Raw genomic sequence first — 16,625 nt, forward strand, 5'->3', positions numbered from 1 at the left:
GAGATTTCCATGACCAAAAGCCGTTCTCTCGCTGCCATCGCGGCCACGGCCGGTGTGGGGCTGGCGCTGCTGGCGGGCTCGGGCGCCGCGCAGGCGCGCGACGTGTTCTGGTCCATCGGCATCAATTCCCCCGGCGTGGCACTGGGGGTCGGCTCCGGCCCGGGCGTGGTGTATGCCGCACCGCCGGTGTATGCCGCGCCACCGGTGTATGCGCCGCCCCCCGTGTACTACCCCCCGGCACCCGTCTATTACCCGGCCCCGCCCGTGGCCTATGTGGCCCCCCGGCCCATTTACTATGCGCCGCCGCCGCCCGTGGTGTATGGCGGTGGCTATGGCTACTATGGTCGGCCGCATTGGCATCGCGGCGGCTACTGGCGCTGAGACCCTTCCCGCCCCGCCATCCGCGCGGGGCGTTCCGCGGAACGCTGCTCTGGCCCCGATCGGGGCCATTTTTCGTGGGGCCGCATAATCCGGCGTTTTTCGCCGCTGCCCCTGGATCTGGAGTAACCGTCCCGTGACATCCCCCCGTACCGTCTTCGTCCTCAATGGCCCCAACCTGAACCTGCTCGGCACGCGCGAGCCGGCGGTGTATGGCGCCCAGACCCTGGCCGACGTGGAGCGGCTGTGCGCCGAGGCCTGCGCCCGGCACGGCCTGGCGCTGCAGTTCCGCCAGAGCAACCACGAGGGCGATCTGGTGGACTGGCTCCACGAGGCGGGGCGGCTGCACGCGGCGGGCGAGCTGGCCGGCGTGGTGCTGAACGCGGCGGCCTATACCCACACCAGCGTGGCGCTGCTCGATGCCGTGAAGGGCACGGGCGTGCCGCTGGTGGAGTTGCACATCAGCAACGTGCATGCCCGCGAAAGCTTCCGCCACCACTCCTATATCGCCAGCGCGGCGCGGGCCGTGATGTGCGGCTTCGGGGTGCGCGGCTACGCGCTGGCGATCGACGGCGTGGCGTCCTGGTGACGGATTGCCGGGCGGCGCCCCCGGACGCCGCGGCGCAGGCCACGGCGATCGGCATGGCGGGCAAAGCCCCGCCCGAGGTGGCCGCGCTGGCGGCTCGCTCGGTGGTGCTCGCCACGCCCTGCGGCGCGGGCTCCATGGTCTGGCGCGTGTGGCGGGGCTCCGCCAAGGGGGCTGCGCCGCTGGTGCTGCTGCACGGCGGCAGCGGCAGCTGGACGCACTGGGTGCGCAATATCGATGCCCTGGTGTCCTCGGGGCGCACGGTGTGGGTGCCCGACCTGCCCGGTTTCGGCGACTCGGCCGTGCCGCCCTGCGGCTCGGACGCGGATGCGCTGGTGCAGCCGCTGGCCGAGGGCATGCGGGCGCTGTGGGGCGATGCGCCCTGCGATCTGGTGGGGTTTTCGTTCGGCGGGCTGGTGGCCGGACTGCTGCTGCAGGCCGAGCCGGCGCTGGCGCGGCGGCTGGTGCTGGTGGGCGCGCCGGCGATGGGCGTGGTGCCCAGGCAGCTCTTCACGCTCCAGGCCTGGCGGCACCTGCCCACGCCGCAGGCGCAGCGGACCGTGCACCGCCACAACCTCGCGGAGCTGATGCTGTCGGACCCGGCCCTCATCGAGGGGCTGGCCCTGCAGGTGCATGTGGCGAACGTGGCGCGCGACCGCATGCCGCGCCGCCGCCTCGCCCACACCGATGCCCTGGCCCGCGCGCTGCCTGGTGTGCGCTGCCCGGTGCATGCCGTCTATGGCGCGCACGATGCGCTCTACAAGGGCTGGATCGCCGCGCTGGAGGGGGCCTTTCGCGCCGCCGCGCCGGATTTCCGGGGGCTGGCGCTGGTGCCGCGCGCGGGGCACTGGGTGCAGTTCGAGCAGCCCGGGGCGTTCGGCGAGGCCCTGCGCGCGGCCCTGGCGCACGGGGCCTGAGCCATGGACGCGGGCACGCCCCGGGTGGACGAGCGCGAGGTGGCGTTCACCGCGCTGCGCGCCCAGGGGCCCGGCGGGCAGAACGTGAACAAGGTGTCGAGCGCGGTGCAACTGCGCTTCGACGTGCCGGCCTCGTCGCTGCCGGAGGCCGTCAAGGCGCGGCTGCTGGCGGTGCGCGATGCGCGCATCACGCAGGCGGGCGTGGTGCTCATCAAGGCCCAGCGGTTCCGCACGCAGGAGGCCAACCGTGCCGATGCGCTGCAGCGGCTGCAGGCGCTGGTGGACGGCGCCGCGCAGGTGCCGCGCGCACGGCGGGCCACGAAGCCGACGCGCGGCTCGCAGCAGCGGCGGCTGGAGTCCAAGCGCCAGCGCTCCGGCACGAAGGCGCTGCGCGGCGCGGTGCGCGACTGAATCTCGCGCTGGAGGCGAGAGGGTCCACGGGCAGGATTGGCGCGATGGATGGAACGATGTGTCGCCCACGCGGGCCTTGGTAAGCCCGCCCCATGCTCCTACATTCAGACACATCGTCTTTGTTCATCCACGGGTTTTCACGCCATGTCCGGCCTGCCATCGATTGCCTCCCCGTCGTCCACCGCCACCCCGCTGCCCGCGGATGCGGCCGTGCCCGCGCTGTTCGTTTCGCACGGCGCGCCTCTCTTTGCGCTGGCGCCCGGTGAGACCGGGCCGGCGCTCGCCCGCTGGGCGCAGGGGCTGCGCGGCCGCTTTCCGCAACTGCGCGGCGTGGTGGTGATGTCGCCCCACTGGATGGCGCGCGGCGCCTGGGTGATGACCGGCGAGCGGCCGGCCACGTGGCACGACTTCGGCGGTTTCCCGCCGCCGCTCTACGAACTGCAATACCCGGCACCGGGCGCGCCGGCACTGGCGCACGAGGTGCTGGCCCTGCTGCAGGAGGCGGGCATCCCCGCGCAGGGGGACGCGCGGCGGCCGTTCGACCACGGCGCATGGGTGCCGCTGATGCACCTCTTTCCGGAGGCCGACCTGCCCGTGGTGCAGGTCGCGCTGCCCGCCGGGGCGGGGCCGGAGCAGGTGCATGCCATGGGCGCCGCGCTGCGCGGCCTGCGCGGGCAGGGCGTGCTGGTGATGGGCTCGGGCAGCATGACGCACAACCTCTCCGAGTTCTTCGGGGGCGCGCGCGAGGCACTGCCCTACGTGGTCGAGTTCAGCCGCTGGATCGAGTCCGCGCTGCAGCGCGGCGACCTGGACGCGCTGCTGGACTACCGCCGCCAGGCCCCGCACGCCGTGCGCGCCCACCCCAGCGACGACCATTTCCTGCCGCTCTTCTTCGCGCTGGGGGCGGCGGGCGACGACCGCGTGCCGCAGTACCTGAGCCGCGAGGTGATGCATGGCAACCTGGCCATGGATGCCTTCGCGCTGCACGCCGCCGTGTGAAACTCCGCTCGGCCCCGCGTGCTCCAACGGGACCGATGAACTTCGCCTCTTACCCCCGGTCCTCTTTCGATGCCTGATCTGCCACTCACCTTCCTCCACCGCCCGGCCGCGCCGGGCACCACGCAACCCTGGCTGCTCGTGCTCATGCACGGCGTGGGCAGCAACGAGAAAGACCTCTTCGCGCTCGCGCCGCACGTGCCCGGGCATTTCCATCTGCTGAGCCTGCGCGCGCCCTATGCCATGGGGCCCGGCGCGCATGCGTGGTTCGAGTTCGCGGTCAACCCCGACGGCAGCCGCACGATCCACGAGGCGCAGGAAGCCGCCAGCCGCAGCCTGCTGGCGCGGGCGGTGGAGTCGGCCGCCGCGCAGCTGGGCGTGCCGCCCGCGCGGGTGGTGGTGGGCGGCTTCAGCCAGGGCGGCATCATGGCCCTGTCGCTGCTGCTCACGCGGCCCGATCTGCTGCAGGCCGCCATGGTCTGGCACAGCCGGCTGCTGCCCCAGGTGCTGCCGCATGCCGTGGCGCCGGGGGCCCTGGCCGGGCGGTCGCTGTGGGTCAGCCACGGCGTGCAGGACAACGTGATCCCGCTCGCCAGCGCGCAGGCCATCCGCGACCATGCGCGCGCGCTGCCGCTGTCCCTCACGTACCGCGAGTACCCGGGCATGCACGAGATCCGTCCCGCTGAATTGCAGGACGCCATGGGCTGGCTGAACGGCTTGCGGCCTTCGCATGCGATGGAGGCGGGTGCTCCGGACCGTGCCTGATGCGGCGCGGGGGGCGACGCTCCGAAAGCGCTTTGCGCATGGCTGTCGCATTCATGTATTTCCATGGGTGGGCATGGAATGGACGGGAAGTCCGTGTCCCGTTTCGCAGAAGCTGATGCCCGTTCGTGCATCGTGGTGCGCAGCGCCGGCCGGTGTCTGAGCATGCTTGCATTCCCGCCTTCCGCTGCCTTCAATGGCGATGACCCACGATGCGCAAAATCAACAGCCTCGGCCTCAAGATTTCCATCCAACTGCCTGTGTCCCTGCCGAGCCCTCCGGTCGAAGAGCCCCGTGGCCAGCGTTCGGGCTCGTTGCCTGCCCTTTCCAGTCCTGGAATCGCTCCCAGAGTGCGCGCGCAGTCCGAGAAGCTCGCTGCACTGGATACGGAAATGCGGAAGGTCCGGGTGGATATCCATGCACGCAGGCAGCCTGATGCCGATACCTTGAAGGCTGATCTTTCCAACATCCGGTCCATCGTTCAGGCGCAGAATTTGCGCAAGCCAGGGCTGGAGCTTTCATATCACGGCAGTTCCGAGTCGCTGGTCGATGCAATGCGCAACCTCGATACCAGCCAAAACCATCAGTTCAGGGCAATCTTCCGCATCGACAATCGTCCCCAGGGAATGCACCACGCGGTGGTGGATGTCCGTGTCAAGCCGGACATGCCCCCGACGGTGATCGCCATGGAGACAGCCACGATGGGCGCGGGTGACAACATCGACAGCTATTCCGAGTTTGTCGATCAGCTGCGAAGTGTTCCCGGCATGCAGGAGGCCCGGGTGGTCGTGATCGACGCGGAAGCCCAGAAGTCGGACGCTGATTGCGTGATGTTTGGGCTGAGCTTCGCCTCCCGCATGCACAAGGATGCCGGGTTGCTGGAGGGCTGGCACGAGAAGCTGGCACAGGATGTGCCGCTGGGGACGAATTTGCGCAGAGATCGATTGCCCAACGGGGTCGAGGTGCTCGATGGACAAAAGCTTCTGCCCGCAAGTTTCTTCAAGCATGCGCACTCGCTGACACGCCCTCTCGAAGTTCGGCCGGAACTGGCAGAGGCAGTGGTGGGCCGAGACAGTGATGGGAAGCCGGAAACCCTCGCAGCGCGAAAGGAGCGGTTCACGGACCGGCGCTCCACGGAGAGAGGCCAGAAGACGACGAGCACATCCATCGACTACAAACGGCACGATTACCTGAAAAAGACGATCGAGACGCTGGCTGCGCACCAGGAGTAGGACCGCGATCCAGATGAGTCGATCTGGAGTCGCGCAGTGGTTTTGCCGTCACATGCTTTTACGGATAGGCGGTGGTCGGCCTTCACAATAAGGTTTGCTGGTGTGCTGCATGCCTTGGTTGTCTCGGCATATGGGCGGGCATGGCACGCCAGTTCCGCTATTTCGTGAAAGATTCCGCATGCCCGACCGTGATCTGCTGGACTTCCGTCCGCCTTCCTCCATTTCCTCCAGGGCCTCGCCGCTGCCCTGGGTGGCCGCCGGCGCCGCGGTCCTGGCGGCGGCCGGGGCCGCGTGGTGGTTCGGATGGCTGCCGCTGGGCGAGCAGGCGCCGCAGCCGCCCGTGGCGCAGGCGCCGTCTGCCCGGGCCCCGGCTGCGACCCCCGCGCCCGTGGCTTGGCCGCAGCACCCTGTGGCGCCGCCCGAGGACGATTCTGCGGCCCTGCCTTCGCTGGACGGCTCCGATGCCGTGTTCGAGCACGCGCTGGCCGAATGGCTGGGCGCACGCAGCGTGGCCGACAGGCTGCGCATGGACAGCTTCGTGCGCCGCATCGTCGTGACCGTGGACAACCTGCCGCGCGCGCAGGCGCCGTCGCGGCTGTGGCCGGTGCAGCCGGTGCCAGGGCATTTCCTGGTGCAGGCGGATGCGGCCGCATCGCGGGAGGAGGCCCTGGACGACTCCGGCGAGGGCGGCGCCCCGCTGCAGGCCGCCATCGCCCCGGCCAACGCGGCGCGCTACGAGGCCCTGGTGGTCCTGGCCGAGGCCGTGCCCCGCGACCGCGCGGTGGCGCTGTACCGGCAGTTCTACCCGCTGTTCCAGCAGGCCTACATGGATCTGGGCTATCCGAAGGGCTACTTCAACGACCGGCTGGTGGCCGTGCTGGGCCACCTGCTGCAGACCCCCGAGCCGGCCGGGCCGCTGCGCGTGCGGCTCACCCGTGTGCAGGGGGAGGTGCCCTCCACGCGCCCCTGGGTGCGCTACGAATTCGCCGACCCGCACCTGCAGGCCCTCTCCAGCGGGCAGAAGGCCATGCTGCGCCTGGGCCCCGAGCATGCCCGCCGCGTGAAGGTCGTACTGGCCGACCTGCGCCGGCGGATCGCCACGGGCGAGATGCCCGCGCGGGCGGCCAGCGGCGCGGCCCCGGGGGCGTCCGCCGGCATGGCGCACGCCCCGGCGCCCTGAGATCGTGAACACGTTCTGAGGCGCCGGCTTATCGCTCTTCCATCCATTCCCGGAACGCAACCGAAAGAAAGACCCGAGACCATGTCCCTGTTCGTCGCCATGAACCGCTTCCGCATCGCCCCCGGCCGCGAGAATGAATTCGTCGAGGTCTGGCGCCGGCGTGACAGCCATCTGGCCGGGGTGCCGGGCTTCCGGTCGTTCCACCTGCTGCGCGGCGACACCACGGCCGAGCGCACGCTGTTCGCCTCGCACACCGTCTGGGAGTCGCGCGCGCATTTCGAGGACTGGACGCGCTCGGAGGCCTTCCGCGCCGCGCACGCGGGCGCGGGCCAGACGCGCGATCTGTACCTGGGCCCGCCGCAACTGGAGTTGTTCGACGCCGCGCTTTGAGCGGCATGGCCCGCCGCGCGTTCAGCCCGGCGCGCCCGGCAGGGGCAGGGCGGTCTTGTAGCGCACCTGCTTGAGCGCGAAGCTGGAGCGGATCTTCTCGATGCCCGGGATGGGCGTGAGCTGCTCCAGGATGAAGCGCTCCAGCGCGCCGATGTCGGCCACGGCCACGCGGATCAGGTAGTCGGAGTCGCCGCTCATCAGGTAGCACTCCATCACCTCCTCGTGCTCGGCGATGCGGCGCTCGAACTGCGCCAGCGCCTCCTTGGCCTGCGATTTGAGGCTGATGCTGATGAACACGTTCAGCCCCAGGCCCAGCGCCGCCGCGTTGGCCAGGGCCGCGTAGCGCGCGATCACGCCCGCCGTCTCCAGCGCCTTCACGCGCGCGAGGCAGGGCGAGGGCGAGAGATGCACGCGGCGCGCCAGCTCCACGTTGGAGAGCGAGCCGTCGGCCTGCAGTTCGGCCAGGATGCGCAGATCGGTGGTGTCGAGCTTCATGTGCCGCAGTTTATGAAACTGGCGGCACGATGTGCTGCATTCTGGGGTCGATACCGATACGCAAAAGCTGCCCATGCCGGGCCGTGCCCGCTAGAGTGCCAAGGCATGAACGCTCCGACGCCGCTCCATGCCCTGGCCCCGCAGGCCGCCTCCACGCCCGATGCCGATCCGCAGGAAACCGCCGAATGGCGCGATGCCTTCCTGGCCCTGCTGGCCGCGCAGGGCCCCGAACGCGCGCGCTTCGTGCTGGACGAACTCGCGCGGCTCGCGCGCCAGCAGCGCACGGGCTGGCAGCCCACGCTCAACACGCCCTACGTGAACACCGTGGCGGTGGAGGCGCAGCCCGCCTTCCCGGGCGACCTCGCCATCGAGGAGCGGCTGGCCTCGCTCATGCGCTGGAACGCGCTCGCGATGGTGGTGCGCGCCAACCAGGCCTATGGCGAGCTGGGCGGCCACATCGCGAGCTACGCGAGCGCCGCCGACCTGTTCGAGACCGGCTTCAACCACTTCTTCCATGCGCGCGAGGGCACAGGGCCGGGCCAGCACCGGGGCGACCTGGTCTTCTTCCAGCCGCACAGCGCGCCGGGCGTGTATGCGCGCGCCTTCCTCGAAGGCCGGCTAACCGAGCACGACCTGCAGCACTATCGCCAGGAAATCACCGCGCCCGGCGTGGGCGCGCAGGGGCTCTCCAGCTACCCGCATCCGTGGCTGATGCCCGATTTCTGGCAGTTCCCCACGGGCTCGATGGGCATCGGGCCCATCAGCAGCATCTACCACGCGCGCTTCATGCGCTATCTCACGCACCGCGGCCTGCTCGACTGCGTGGGCCGCAAGGTGTGGGGCGTGTTCGGCGACGGCGAGATGGACGAGCCCGAGAGCATGAGCGCGCTCACGCTCGCCGCGCGCGAGGGGCTGGACAACCTCGTCTGGGTGGTCAACTGCAACCTGCAGCGGCTCGACGGCCCGGTGCGCGGCAACGGGCGCATCGTCGATGAGCTGGAGCGCCTCTTCGCCGGCGCGGGCTGGAACGTGGTCAAGCTGCTCTGGGGCAGCGACTGGGACGGCCTCTTCGCGCGCGACCCCGGCGGCGTGCTCGCGCGCACCCTGGGCGAGACGGTGGACGGGCAGATGCAGACCTTCGCCGCCAAGGACGGGCGCTTCAACCGCGACCACTTCTTCGGCCAGAGCCCCGGGCTGGCCGCGCTCGCCCAGGGCATGACCGACGAGCAGATCGACCGCCTGAAGCGCGGCGGCCACGACCTCGTGAAGATCCACGCCGCCTACGCCGCGGCGGCCGCGCACCGGGGCCAGCCCACGGTGATCCTGGCCCACACCAAGAAGGGCTACGGCATGGGCACGGCGGGGCAGGGCAAGATGACCACGCACAGCCAGAAGAAGCTCGACGACGCCGACCTGATCGGATTCCGCAACCGCTTCAACCTGCCGCTCACCGACGCGCAGGCCACGGGCCTGGCCTTCCACCGGCCCGCCGAGGACAGCCCCGAGATGCAGTACCTGCGCGCGCGCCGCGCGGCCCTGGGCGGCGCCCTGCCGCGCCGCGACACGGCCTGCGACGTGGTGCCCGTACCCGCCGTGGACCAGTATGCGCAGTTCGCGCTGCAGGCCGCGGGCAAGGAGATGAGCACCACCATGGCCTTCGTGCGCATGCTGGGCGCGCTGCTGAAGGACGGGGCCCTGGGCCCGCGCATCGTGCCCATCGTGGCCGACGAGGCGCGCACCTTCGGCATGGCCAACCTCTTCAAGCAGGTGGGCATCTACAGCAGCGTGGGCCAGCGCTACGCGCCCGAGGACATCGGCTCGGTGCTCTCCTACCGCGAGGCGCTGGACGGCCAGATCCTGGAGGAGGGCATCAGCGAGGCCGGCGCCATCGCGAGCTGGACCGCCGCCGCCACCAGCTACAGCGTGCACGGCCTGGCGATGCTGCCGTTCTACATCTACTACTCCATGTTCGGCTTCCAGCGCGTGGGCGACGCCATCTGGGCGGCGGCCGACCAGCGCGCGCGGGGCTTCCTGCTGGGCGCCACCTCGGGCCGCACCACGCTCGGCGGCGAGGGCCTGCAGCACCAGGACGGCTCCAGCCACCTCGTGGCCGCCACCATCCCCAACTGCAAGGCCTACGACCCGGCCCACGCGGGCGAACTGGCCGTGATCCTCGACGCCGGCATGCGCGAGATGCTGGTGGAGCAGAAGGACGTCTTCTACTACGTCACCCTCATGAACGAGAGCTACGCCCAGCCTGACCTGCCTGAATCGGCGCGCGAAGGCGTACTGCGGGGTTGCTATGTTTTCAATAGCTACATCGCCAATGAATCCGGCGACGTGGAGCCCAAAACACCCTCAAAACCCGCCCCGGGGGCCCCGGAGCGCCCGGCCGTGACCTTGATGGGCTCCGGCGCGATCCTCACCGAGGTGATCGCGGCCGCCCGCCGGCTGGCGGCCGAGGGCGTCGATGCCACGGTGGTCAGCGTGACGAGCTGGAGCGAGCTGGCGCGGGACGGGATGGCGTGCGAGCGGCGGGAGGGGGCCGTGCCGTGGGTGGCCCAGGTGCTTGCGGACACGCGGGGGCCGGTGGTGGCGGCGACGGACTATGTGCGGGCGGTGCCGGAGGCGGTGCGGGCGTATGTGCCGGAGGGGAGGGGGTATGTGACCTTGGGGACGGATGGGTTTGGGAGGAGTGATACGCGGGCGGCGTTGAGGGGGTTTTTTGGGGTGGATGTGGAGGGGGTTTTGGAGGGGGTTAGAAGGGTTTTGGGGTGAGGTCGTTGTGTTTGTTGGGTTCTTCGCTATTGTTTTTGTAGTTGCTGGTTGGTTAAGTTCCGGGGCCGGGTCTCGGCCCGGCGGGCGAGTCACTTTCTTTCGCTTCGCCGAAAGAAAGTAACCAAAGAAAGGGCGACCCTGCTGTCTGCGTCCCTCCGCTTCGCTGCGGGCAACCTGCGGTGCTCGGTCGCGGGGCGCGGCTGCGGAACTCGCTGCGCGCTGGCGCGCTCCGCTCGGACAACCGCAGCCAGTCAGATCACGAAGCGGGCGTGTCCTTCGGCACGCCCGCGCGCCCCGCGCCCTGTGCTCCTCGGCGCATCCAGAAGGGAGGCTGCCACACGGGCCATCGCGTTGCTCGGCCCTCCATCCATACGGGCCGTCGCTTCGCTCGGCCTGGTGCGCGGCGCGCAGCGCTCGCGCACCGGGGGCCGAGCGCAGCGATGGCCCGTGTGCTCCCCGCCCTTCTGGATGCGCCTGGGGCGCGCAGGGCGCGGGGTGGCGGGTGTGCCGCAGGACACACCCGCTTCGTTGTCTAGCTCGCCGGGGTTGTCCGAGCGAAGCGCGCAGCGCGTAGCGAGTTCCACGGCGCACCCCGTGACCGAGCACCCCAGGTTGCCCCGTAGCGCAGCGAAGGGGTCGCAGACAGCAGGGTCGCCTTTCTTTTGGGTACTTTTCTTTGGCGAAGCAAAGAAAAGTACCTCGGCCGCCGGGCCGAGACCCGGCCCCGGAACTTAACTAAACAGCAACTACAAAAACAATAGCAAAGAACCCAGCAAAACCACCGACACCCCCCAAAAAAGAACCTCAATCCCTCAAGAAGAAAGCATCCAACACCCCCACCAACCCCGGAAACTCCCCCCCAAACCTCTCCCTCTCCACAAAATACGCCTCACACGCCACCGCGAAAAACTCCGCCGGCGCGGTCGCCCCATACGCATCCAGCCACGGCCACTCCCCCCCGAAGCGCTCCGCCACGATCACCTTCTCCCGGAACGCCTCGTACGCCGGCTCCCACGCCCCCGCCCAGGCCTCGCGCGCCGCGCGGGCCGTGGCGGCCCCCATGAAACCCGCCGGCAGCGGCGGAAACCCGTTCGCCCCGCCATTGCGCATGTCCAGCTTGTGCACGAACTCGTGGATCACCACGCTCGTGCCCGCGCCGGTACCGCTCAGGCCGCCGCCCGGGCCGCCGCCGGGGTGCCGCGCGCGGCCCGCGCCCTGCACGGCCTCCCAGCTCAGCATCACGGGGCCGTGCTCCATGGCCTCGCCCATCAGCACCTCGGTGTAGTCGCGCACCACGCCGGCCTCGTCCACGCTCTGGCGCGGGGCCACGGCGTCGGTGGGGTGCACGACGATGCCCACGAAGTCGTCGTACCAGGCGAGGGCCTCGGCCGGATCGCCCCAGTGCAGCAGCGGCAGGCAGGCCTGGGCGGCGATGGTGATGGCCATGGCGTCGGTCACCTCCAGGCCGTGGGCGCCGGTGAATTCCTTGCGCTGCAGGAAGAGGGCGGCGAGGGCGCGAAGCTTGGACTGGTCTTCCAGCGGCAGGCGGGCGAGGAAGCGGTGGAGCTCCAGCGTCTGCAGCCAGAGCGTGGCGGGGATGTCGGGCACGGGCGCGACGCGCGAGCGCAGCCGCGACCAGAGCTTTTTCCAGGGGGCGTGCATGGAGCGGTGGAAAGAGAAGGGTGGAAGACGACGGGTCGATCGATGGACAAATGGAGCGGCGCCGTGGCGCGCGCCCTGCCTGCCGTGTGTGTGCCCGCGGACGGCCGGAAGGGACGGCGGGCGGGGGCTTTGTTCGCGGCGGGGGCCGGGGCGCGGCCGCCTCGGGAGCCGCCTGGGCGTTAGCTGAGGGCGGCCGGCCGCCGTTCCAAGGCCGGGGCGCTGCTTTCGCGCAGGGCGAGGCGCAGCACCTCGGCGCGCGGCGGCGAGGCGGCGGCGTCCCAGTCGCTGAGCACCACGCGCCGCCCCGGGGCCGAGGGCTCCGCGCCATCGATCGGGCCCAGCGCGTGCTCGGCGGGGCGGTGGGTGTGGCCGTGGATCAGCGTGCCGGCCCGCGCGGCGGCGAGCCAGGCGCGGGTGGCGTCGGTGTCCAGGTCGAGGCGGTCGTAGTCCGTCGTGCCGTCCAGCCCCGTGGCGCCGGGGCCGCCCGTGCCCGGGCCGGCCTGCTGCTGTTGCCGCTTCGCCTCGCTCTGCAGGCGGATGGCGCGCGCCTGTTCGCGGCGCACGGCGAGCGGCTGGGCGAGGAAGCGCGCCTGCCACGCGGCGCCGCGTGCCTCGGCGCGGAAGCGCTGGTAGGCCACGTCGTCCAGGCAGAGCAGGTCGCCGTGGCTCAGCACGAAGCGCTGGCGGGCCCCGGGGCCGAAGGCGAGCACCGTGGGCTCGTGCAGGCCGCGCAGCCCGCAGTGCGCGAGGAAGCGCTCGCCCGCCAGGAAGTCGCGGTTGCCGTGCAGGTAGTGCACCGGCATGCGCCGCGCGGTGGCGCGCAGCACCTCGCAGCAGCGGGCCTCGAAGCCGCCCGCGTCGTCCAGGCAGTCGTCGCCCACCCAGACCTCGAACAGGTCGCCCAGGATGAAGAGCGCGTCGGCGCGGGTGCGCTCCATGTAGCGCCGCCAGGCCTCGAAGGTGGCGGGCTCCTCGGCCTGCAGGTGCAGGTCGGAAATGAAATCGACCGCGCGCCAGTCCGCAGGAGCGGCAAGCTCCTCGAACCGGGGCACGGCCGGGGTCATGGTGTGGGGAAGGCGCCCGCGCGGCTTACAGCGCGACGGCCTTCTCGATCACGACGTCGTCCTTGGGCACGTCGTCGTGGAAGCCCTTGCGGCCGGTCTTCACGCCCTTGATCGCCTCCACGATCTCGGTGCCCTGCACCACCTTGCCGAACACGGCATAGCCCCAGCCCTGGGCCGAGGGCGCGGTGTGGTTCAGGAAGCCGTTGTCGGCCACGTTGATGAAGAACTGCGCCGTGGCCGAGTGCGGATCGCTGGTGCGGGCCATGGCCAGGGTGTATTTGTCGTTCTTCAGGCCGTTCTGCGCCTCGTTGTCGATGGGCGCGTCGGTGCCCTTCTGGTTCATGCCGGGCTCGAAGCCGCCGCCCTGGATCATGAAGCCGGGGATCACGCGGTGGAAGATGGTGTTGTCGTAGTGGCCCTTCTTCACGTAGGCGAGGAAGTTCTCGGCGGACTTGGGCGCCTTCTCGGCATCGAGTTCGACGAGGATCACGCCGTGGCCGGCGATGTGGAGTTCGACTTGGGGATTGCTCATGGGGGTTCCTTGCGGGAAAAAACGGGGAGGTGCCGCGGGCAGGGGAAGGGGCCGCGCGGCCGGGCGGATCAGCGGGTCACTGGACCACGGTGGCGGAGTTGATCACCACGGGGGTCGCGGGCACGTTCTGGTGCATGCCGCGGTTGCCCGTGGCCACCGCCTTGATCTTGTCCACGACGTCGGTGCCGCTCACCACCTTGCCGAACACGGCATAGCCGTGGCCGTCCGGGTTGGGGGCGTTGAGGGCGATGTTGTCCTTCACGTTGATGAAGAACTGCGAGGTGGCCGAGTCCGGGTTGCCGGTGCGGGCCATGGCGATGGTGTAGGCATCGTTCTTGAGGCCGTTCTTGGCCTCCAGCGGGATCGGCGGGCGCGTGGGCTTTTGCTGCATGTCGGGCGTGAAGCCGCCGCCCTGGATCATGAAGCCGTCCATCACGCGGTGGAAGATCGTGCCGTCGTAGTGCTTGTCCTTCACGTACTGCAGGAAGTTCTCGACCGTCTTGGGCGCCTTGGCCGGGTCGAGCTGCACGACGATGTCGCCCAGGGAGGTCGCCAGCTTGACCTTCGGCGCGGCCGCGGCGGTCTGCGCGGAGGCCGCGGAGGTCAGTGCCGCGAACGCGAGGCCGGCCAGGGCCAGGGTGGCATGTCGTCTGGAAAACGTCGTCATCATCCAATCACTCCTTCGAAAAAGATCTGCCATTGCTGGCCCTTGCGCATCCAGTACTGGCGCTTGACGGGGCCGGTGCGGGCGCCTTCGGCGACTTCGCCGAACGTTACCACCATGGTGTCGGAGGCATCCGTCCAGCGCAGCAGCGAGCGGTCCTTGAGGTGCAGGTTGCGGCCGCGCAGCGCGCGGGATTCGGCCTCCAGGCCCTTGGCGTAGTCGGCCAGCGGCATCTTGCCGTAGCTCTGGAAGCCGGGCGCGTAGAACGATAGCAGGCGCTGCGAGTCGCCCCGGGACTTGGCGGCGCGCCAGGCGTCGAGCACGGCCTCGAACTGGCGGCGCTCGCCCTGCACGGCCTGGGGCTGCACCCACTGCAATTGCCGGGCGATCACCACGGGCGTGGAACGCGGCTCCACCGTGCGCAGGATGCGCTCCAGGTCGGGGTTGGCGAGCGCGAGGCAGCCGTCGGTGGACAGCGGCGCGCGCGAGAACTGCTCGGACGGCGTGCCGTGCAGCCAGATGCCGCTGCCCGTCTTGCCCCGGCTCAGGTCCAGCGGGTTGGGGTAGTTGATGGGCAGCGCGCCCGCGCCGTAGAAATCCTTGAGCGTGGCGGGGTCGAGCCGGCTGGTGATGAAGTACACGCCCAGCGGCGTGCGCTGGTCGCCCTCCACGGCCTTCTCGATGCCGAGCTTGCCCACGGAGGCGTAGTAGTCGGCGATCAGCTCCAGGCCCTGCTCGGTGTTCTGGAACAGGTAGAGCCGCGAGCGCGAGGCGTCCACCGCGATCGCATGGCGCGAGCGCGGCGAGAGTTCGAGGAACTGCGCGGGAATGGCGCGCGCGCCGGGCCGCACGCGCAGCGCGTCGGCGCGCTGGCGCGATTCGGCGCGCAGCTCGGCCAGCACTTCGGCCGCGGTGGGCGAGGGCGGCTGGGGCGCGTCGCCCTGGCCCGCCGGCACGTCGCCGAGCTGGCGCACGGGCCGCGCGCGCGCCGAGAGCAGGTCGCCCAGCGTGAGCTGCGCGAGCTGGAAATGGGGGTAGTCGCGCACCAGGCTCTCGACCTTGGCGAGCGCCTCGCGGCTGCGGCCCTCGCCGGTCAGGCGATAGACCTCCATGAGGCGCTGCTCGGCCTGGCCGTCGCGCAGCGGCGCCTGCTGCGCCCGGGCCGCGGGCTTGGCATGCGAGCGCTTGGCGCGGGCCACGGCCCGGTCCTTCTCGCCCTGCGCGAGCGCGGCCTGCGGCAGCGTGGCGACGAGCACCGACAGTGCCGCCGCCGCCGCGATGGCGCGGCTCCGGAAAGGGGTCGCCACGTGCATGCGTGGCTCAGCGGAGGGTGGGCCTTGGGGGGGCCGGTTCCGGGCGCGACGCGCCGGGCCGCGGCCACGCGCGGCCGCCGCCAGCGCATGGCGCTTGCGAGAGGAATGGCAATGCCCGCCGCGCCGCCATCAGCCGCCGGTGGATTCGCGAACGATGAGCCAGCGGCCGCCGCTCTGGACCAGATCGAGGGTCTTGCGGCTGTTCACGCTGTAGGAGCCCGAGCTGTAGCCCTGGCGGAAGCGCGCCTGGGCCTTGCCGTCCTTGACGGTGATGCGCAGGTCGTGCACGGTGACGTTGATCTTGGCGCGGCCCACGATGCGGTCGCGGCGCTCTTTCTCCCAGGCGTCGCGGCTCTGCTTGCCGGCCGGCGCGAAGCTCGGGTCGTAGGCGCCCAAGTAGCTGTGCATGTCCTGGCCTTCCCAGGCATTGGCCCAGGCGCGCACCGCGGCGGCCACGTCCTTCTCGGCGCTGCTGCCGGCGGCGGCCGGAGCCGGCGCGGGTGCGGCCGCGGGGGCCGGAGCCGGGGAGGCCGCGGGCGCGGCGGCAGGGGCTGGAGCCGGGGCCGGCGTGGGAGCGGGTGCCGGCGCGGCGGCGCGGGACGGCGCCGGGGCGGGCGAGGGCGCGGGGGCGCGTGCCGTGGCGGGGGCCGGCGCGGCCGCCACCGGCGTGGTGGACTTCGACGGCACGGCCTTGCCGGCATCGCCGGAGAACAGGTCGCGGATCAGCGCCAGCTTGGGCCGCACGGTGCTGGCATTGGAGGCATCGAGCTGCAGGGCCTTGTTGTAGGCCTGGCTCGCGAGCTTGGCGTAGATGTCGCCCAGATTCTCGTGGGCGGTGGCGTAGCTCGGGTTGGTGCGGATCGCCATCTCGAGCGCGGTGCGCGCCTTGTCGAGCTGGTTCTGGTTGGCGTAGAGCACCGCGAGGTTGTTGTAGGGCTCGGGCAGCTCGGGGTAGTCTTCGGTGAGCTTGGTGAACGTGGACACCGCGTCGGCCTGCTTGCCCGAATCGGCCTGCGCCACGCCGCGCAGGAAGCGCAGTTGCGGATCGCGCGGATTGGCCGCGAGGCGCTGGTCGGCCTTGGCGAGCGCGTCCGCCGGCTTGCCGGCCTTCAGCAGCTGGGTGATGTCCGCGTAATCGTCCGCGTGGGCCAGCGGCGCCCCCAGCAAGGCCGACAGCACGAGCAGTCGCAGGAGATGGGGAATTGGGCGGCGGGCGTGCGTCATGGGCGGTGGCTGCAGGAGTGTGAAGGTGTCTAGCGGTAACG

At 70.9% G+C, this 16,625-nt stretch carries 17 protein-coding genes; 10 read left to right on the forward strand and 7 right to left on the reverse strand.

Going from position 1 to position 16,625, the window contains the following annotated elements:
- The first annotated feature begins 9 nt into the window (after positions 1–9).
- The 9 genes from AX018_RS01845 to hmuQ all read left to right on the forward strand — a co-directional run bounded on the left by AX018_RS01845 (position 10) and on the right by hmuQ (position 6,852).
- Positions 10–381, forward strand: a complete 372-nt coding sequence (locus AX018_RS01845; RefSeq protein ID WP_111875609.1) for a hypothetical protein — start codon at positions 10–12, stop codon at positions 379–381.
- 133 nt (positions 382–514) lie between these two features.
- Entirely contained in the window at positions 515–967 is a 453-nt protein-coding gene (gene aroQ, locus AX018_RS01850; RefSeq protein WP_111875610.1) for a type II 3-dehydroquinate dehydratase, read from the forward strand.
- A 53-nt stretch (positions 968–1,020) separates the two neighbouring features.
- Positions 1,021–1,881: an alpha/beta fold hydrolase gene (locus AX018_RS01855; protein ID WP_245951394.1), complete on the forward strand. Its 861-nt coding sequence runs from the start codon at positions 1,021–1,023 to the stop codon at positions 1,879–1,881.
- A 3-nt stretch (positions 1,882–1,884) separates the two neighbouring features.
- On the forward strand, positions 1,885–2,292 hold the full coding sequence (gene arfB, locus AX018_RS01860; RefSeq protein WP_111875611.1) for an alternative ribosome rescue aminoacyl-tRNA hydrolase ArfB: 408 nt from the start codon (positions 1,885–1,887) through the stop codon (positions 2,290–2,292).
- Between the two features lie 144 nt (positions 2,293–2,436).
- Entirely contained in the window at positions 2,437–3,291 is an 855-nt protein-coding gene (locus AX018_RS01865; RefSeq protein ID WP_111875612.1) for a DODA-type extradiol aromatic ring-opening family dioxygenase, read from the forward strand.
- A gap of 69 nt (positions 3,292–3,360) precedes the next feature.
- Positions 3,361–4,053, forward strand: a complete 693-nt coding sequence (locus tag AX018_RS01870; RefSeq protein WP_111875613.1) for an alpha/beta hydrolase — start codon at positions 3,361–3,363, stop codon at positions 4,051–4,053.
- Positions 4,054–4,262: 209 nt separating this feature from the next.
- Positions 4,263–5,282 (forward strand): YopJ family acetyltransferase, encoded by a 1,020-nt coding sequence (locus tag AX018_RS01875; protein ID WP_111875614.1) that lies wholly within the window; start codon positions 4,263–4,265, stop codon positions 5,280–5,282.
- A 178-nt stretch (positions 5,283–5,460) separates the two neighbouring features.
- On the forward strand, positions 5,461–6,462 hold the full coding sequence (locus AX018_RS01880) for a DUF3014 domain-containing protein (protein WP_111875615.1): 1,002 nt from the start codon (positions 5,461–5,463) through the stop codon (positions 6,460–6,462).
- A gap of 81 nt (positions 6,463–6,543) precedes the next feature.
- Entirely contained in the window at positions 6,544–6,852 is a 309-nt protein-coding gene (gene hmuQ / locus AX018_RS01885; protein ID WP_111875616.1) for a heme-degrading protein HmuQ, read from the forward strand.
- 21 nt (positions 6,853–6,873) lie between these two features.
- Here the strand turns inward: hmuQ and AX018_RS01890 are convergent, their stop codons facing one another.
- Positions 6,874–7,347 carry an Lrp/AsnC family transcriptional regulator gene (locus tag AX018_RS01890; protein WP_111875617.1) on the reverse strand — a complete coding sequence of 158 codons (474 nt, stop codon included), beginning with the start codon at positions 7,345–7,347 and terminating at the stop codon, positions 6,874–6,876.
- 105 nt (positions 7,348–7,452) lie between these two features.
- On the opposite strand from AX018_RS01890, the gene mdeB reads away from it, so the two are divergent.
- On the forward strand, positions 7,453–10,125 hold the full coding sequence (gene mdeB / locus AX018_RS01895) for an alpha-ketoglutarate dehydrogenase (RefSeq protein WP_111875618.1): 2,673 nt from the start codon (positions 7,453–7,455) through the stop codon (positions 10,123–10,125).
- Between the two features lie 804 nt (positions 10,126–10,929).
- Here mdeB and AX018_RS01900 read toward each other — a convergent pair.
- The 6 genes from AX018_RS01900 to AX018_RS01925 all read right to left on the reverse strand — a co-directional run bounded on the left by AX018_RS01900 (position 10,930) and on the right by AX018_RS01925 (position 16,584).
- Positions 10,930–11,787, reverse strand: a complete 858-nt coding sequence (locus AX018_RS01900; protein WP_111875619.1) for a M90 family metallopeptidase — start codon at positions 11,785–11,787, stop codon at positions 10,930–10,932.
- Positions 11,788–11,966: 179 nt separating this feature from the next.
- A complete protein-coding gene (locus tag AX018_RS01905) occupies positions 11,967–12,851 on the reverse strand; it encodes a UDP-2,3-diacylglucosamine diphosphatase (protein WP_111875620.1) in 885 nt (294 codons plus the stop codon).
- A gap of 25 nt (positions 12,852–12,876) precedes the next feature.
- Entirely contained in the window at positions 12,877–13,383 is a 507-nt protein-coding gene (locus AX018_RS01910; protein WP_111875621.1) for a peptidylprolyl isomerase, read from the reverse strand.
- A 76-nt stretch (positions 13,384–13,459) separates the two neighbouring features.
- On the reverse strand, positions 13,460–14,053 hold the full coding sequence (locus AX018_RS01915) for a peptidylprolyl isomerase (protein ID WP_111875622.1): 594 nt from the start codon (positions 14,051–14,053) through the stop codon (positions 13,460–13,462).
- Positions 14,050–15,360: a L,D-transpeptidase family protein gene (locus AX018_RS01920; protein ID WP_111875623.1), complete on the reverse strand. Its 1,311-nt coding sequence runs from the start codon at positions 15,358–15,360 to the stop codon at positions 14,050–14,052. The genes AX018_RS01915 and AX018_RS01920 overlap by 4 nt, the downstream gene beginning before the upstream one ends.
- A gap of 129 nt (positions 15,361–15,489) precedes the next feature.
- Positions 15,490–16,584: a L,D-transpeptidase Cds6 family protein gene (locus AX018_RS01925; protein WP_111875624.1), complete on the reverse strand. Its 1,095-nt coding sequence runs from the start codon at positions 16,582–16,584 to the stop codon at positions 15,490–15,492.
- Between the last annotated feature and the right edge of the window lie 41 nt (positions 16,585–16,625).

The sequence above is a fragment of the Paracidovorax anthurii genome (assembly GCF_003269065.1).
GTDB classification, from domain to species: domain Bacteria; phylum Pseudomonadota; class Gammaproteobacteria; order Burkholderiales; family Burkholderiaceae_C; genus Paracidovorax; species Paracidovorax anthurii.

Coding starts and splice junctions, on each gene's coding strand:
- AX018_RS01865 (WP_111875612.1), top strand. CDS start 2,437: ATGTCCGGCCTGCCATCGATTGCCTCCCCGTCGTCCACCGCCACCCCG.
- AX018_RS01925 (WP_111875624.1), bottom strand. CDS start 16,584: ATGACGCACGCCCGCCGCCCAATTCCCCATCTCCTGCGACTGCTCGTG.
- mdeB (WP_111875618.1), top strand. CDS start 7,453: ATGAACGCTCCGACGCCGCTCCATGCCCTGGCCCCGCAGGCCGCCTCC.
- AX018_RS01900 (WP_111875619.1), bottom strand. CDS start 11,787: ATGCACGCCCCCTGGAAAAAGCTCTGGTCGCGGCTGCGCTCGCGCGTC.
- AX018_RS01890 (WP_111875617.1), bottom strand. CDS start 7,347: ATGAAGCTCGACACCACCGATCTGCGCATCCTGGCCGAACTGCAGGCC.
- AX018_RS01915 (WP_111875622.1), bottom strand. CDS start 14,053: ATGATGACGACGTTTTCCAGACGACATGCCACCCTGGCCCTGGCCGGC.
- arfB (WP_111875611.1), top strand. CDS start 1,885: ATGGACGCGGGCACGCCCCGGGTGGACGAGCGCGAGGTGGCGTTCACC.
- AX018_RS01845 (WP_111875609.1), top strand. CDS start 10: ATGACCAAAAGCCGTTCTCTCGCTGCCATCGCGGCCACGGCCGGTGTG.
- AX018_RS01905 (WP_111875620.1), bottom strand. CDS start 12,851: ATGACCCCGGCCGTGCCCCGGTTCGAGGAGCTTGCCGCTCCTGCGGAC.
- AX018_RS01910 (WP_111875621.1), bottom strand. CDS start 13,383: ATGAGCAATCCCCAAGTCGAACTCCACATCGCCGGCCACGGCGTGATC.
- AX018_RS01855 (WP_245951394.1), top strand. CDS start 1,021: ATGGCGGGCAAAGCCCCGCCCGAGGTGGCCGCGCTGGCGGCTCGCTCG.
- AX018_RS01880 (WP_111875615.1), top strand. CDS start 5,461: ATGCCCGACCGTGATCTGCTGGACTTCCGTCCGCCTTCCTCCATTTCC.
- hmuQ (WP_111875616.1), top strand. CDS start 6,544: ATGTCCCTGTTCGTCGCCATGAACCGCTTCCGCATCGCCCCCGGCCGC.
- AX018_RS01875 (WP_111875614.1), top strand. CDS start 4,263: ATGCGCAAAATCAACAGCCTCGGCCTCAAGATTTCCATCCAACTGCCT.
- AX018_RS01920 (WP_111875623.1), bottom strand. CDS start 15,360: ATGCACGTGGCGACCCCTTTCCGGAGCCGCGCCATCGCGGCGGCGGCG.
- AX018_RS01870 (WP_111875613.1), top strand. CDS start 3,361: ATGCCTGATCTGCCACTCACCTTCCTCCACCGCCCGGCCGCGCCGGGC.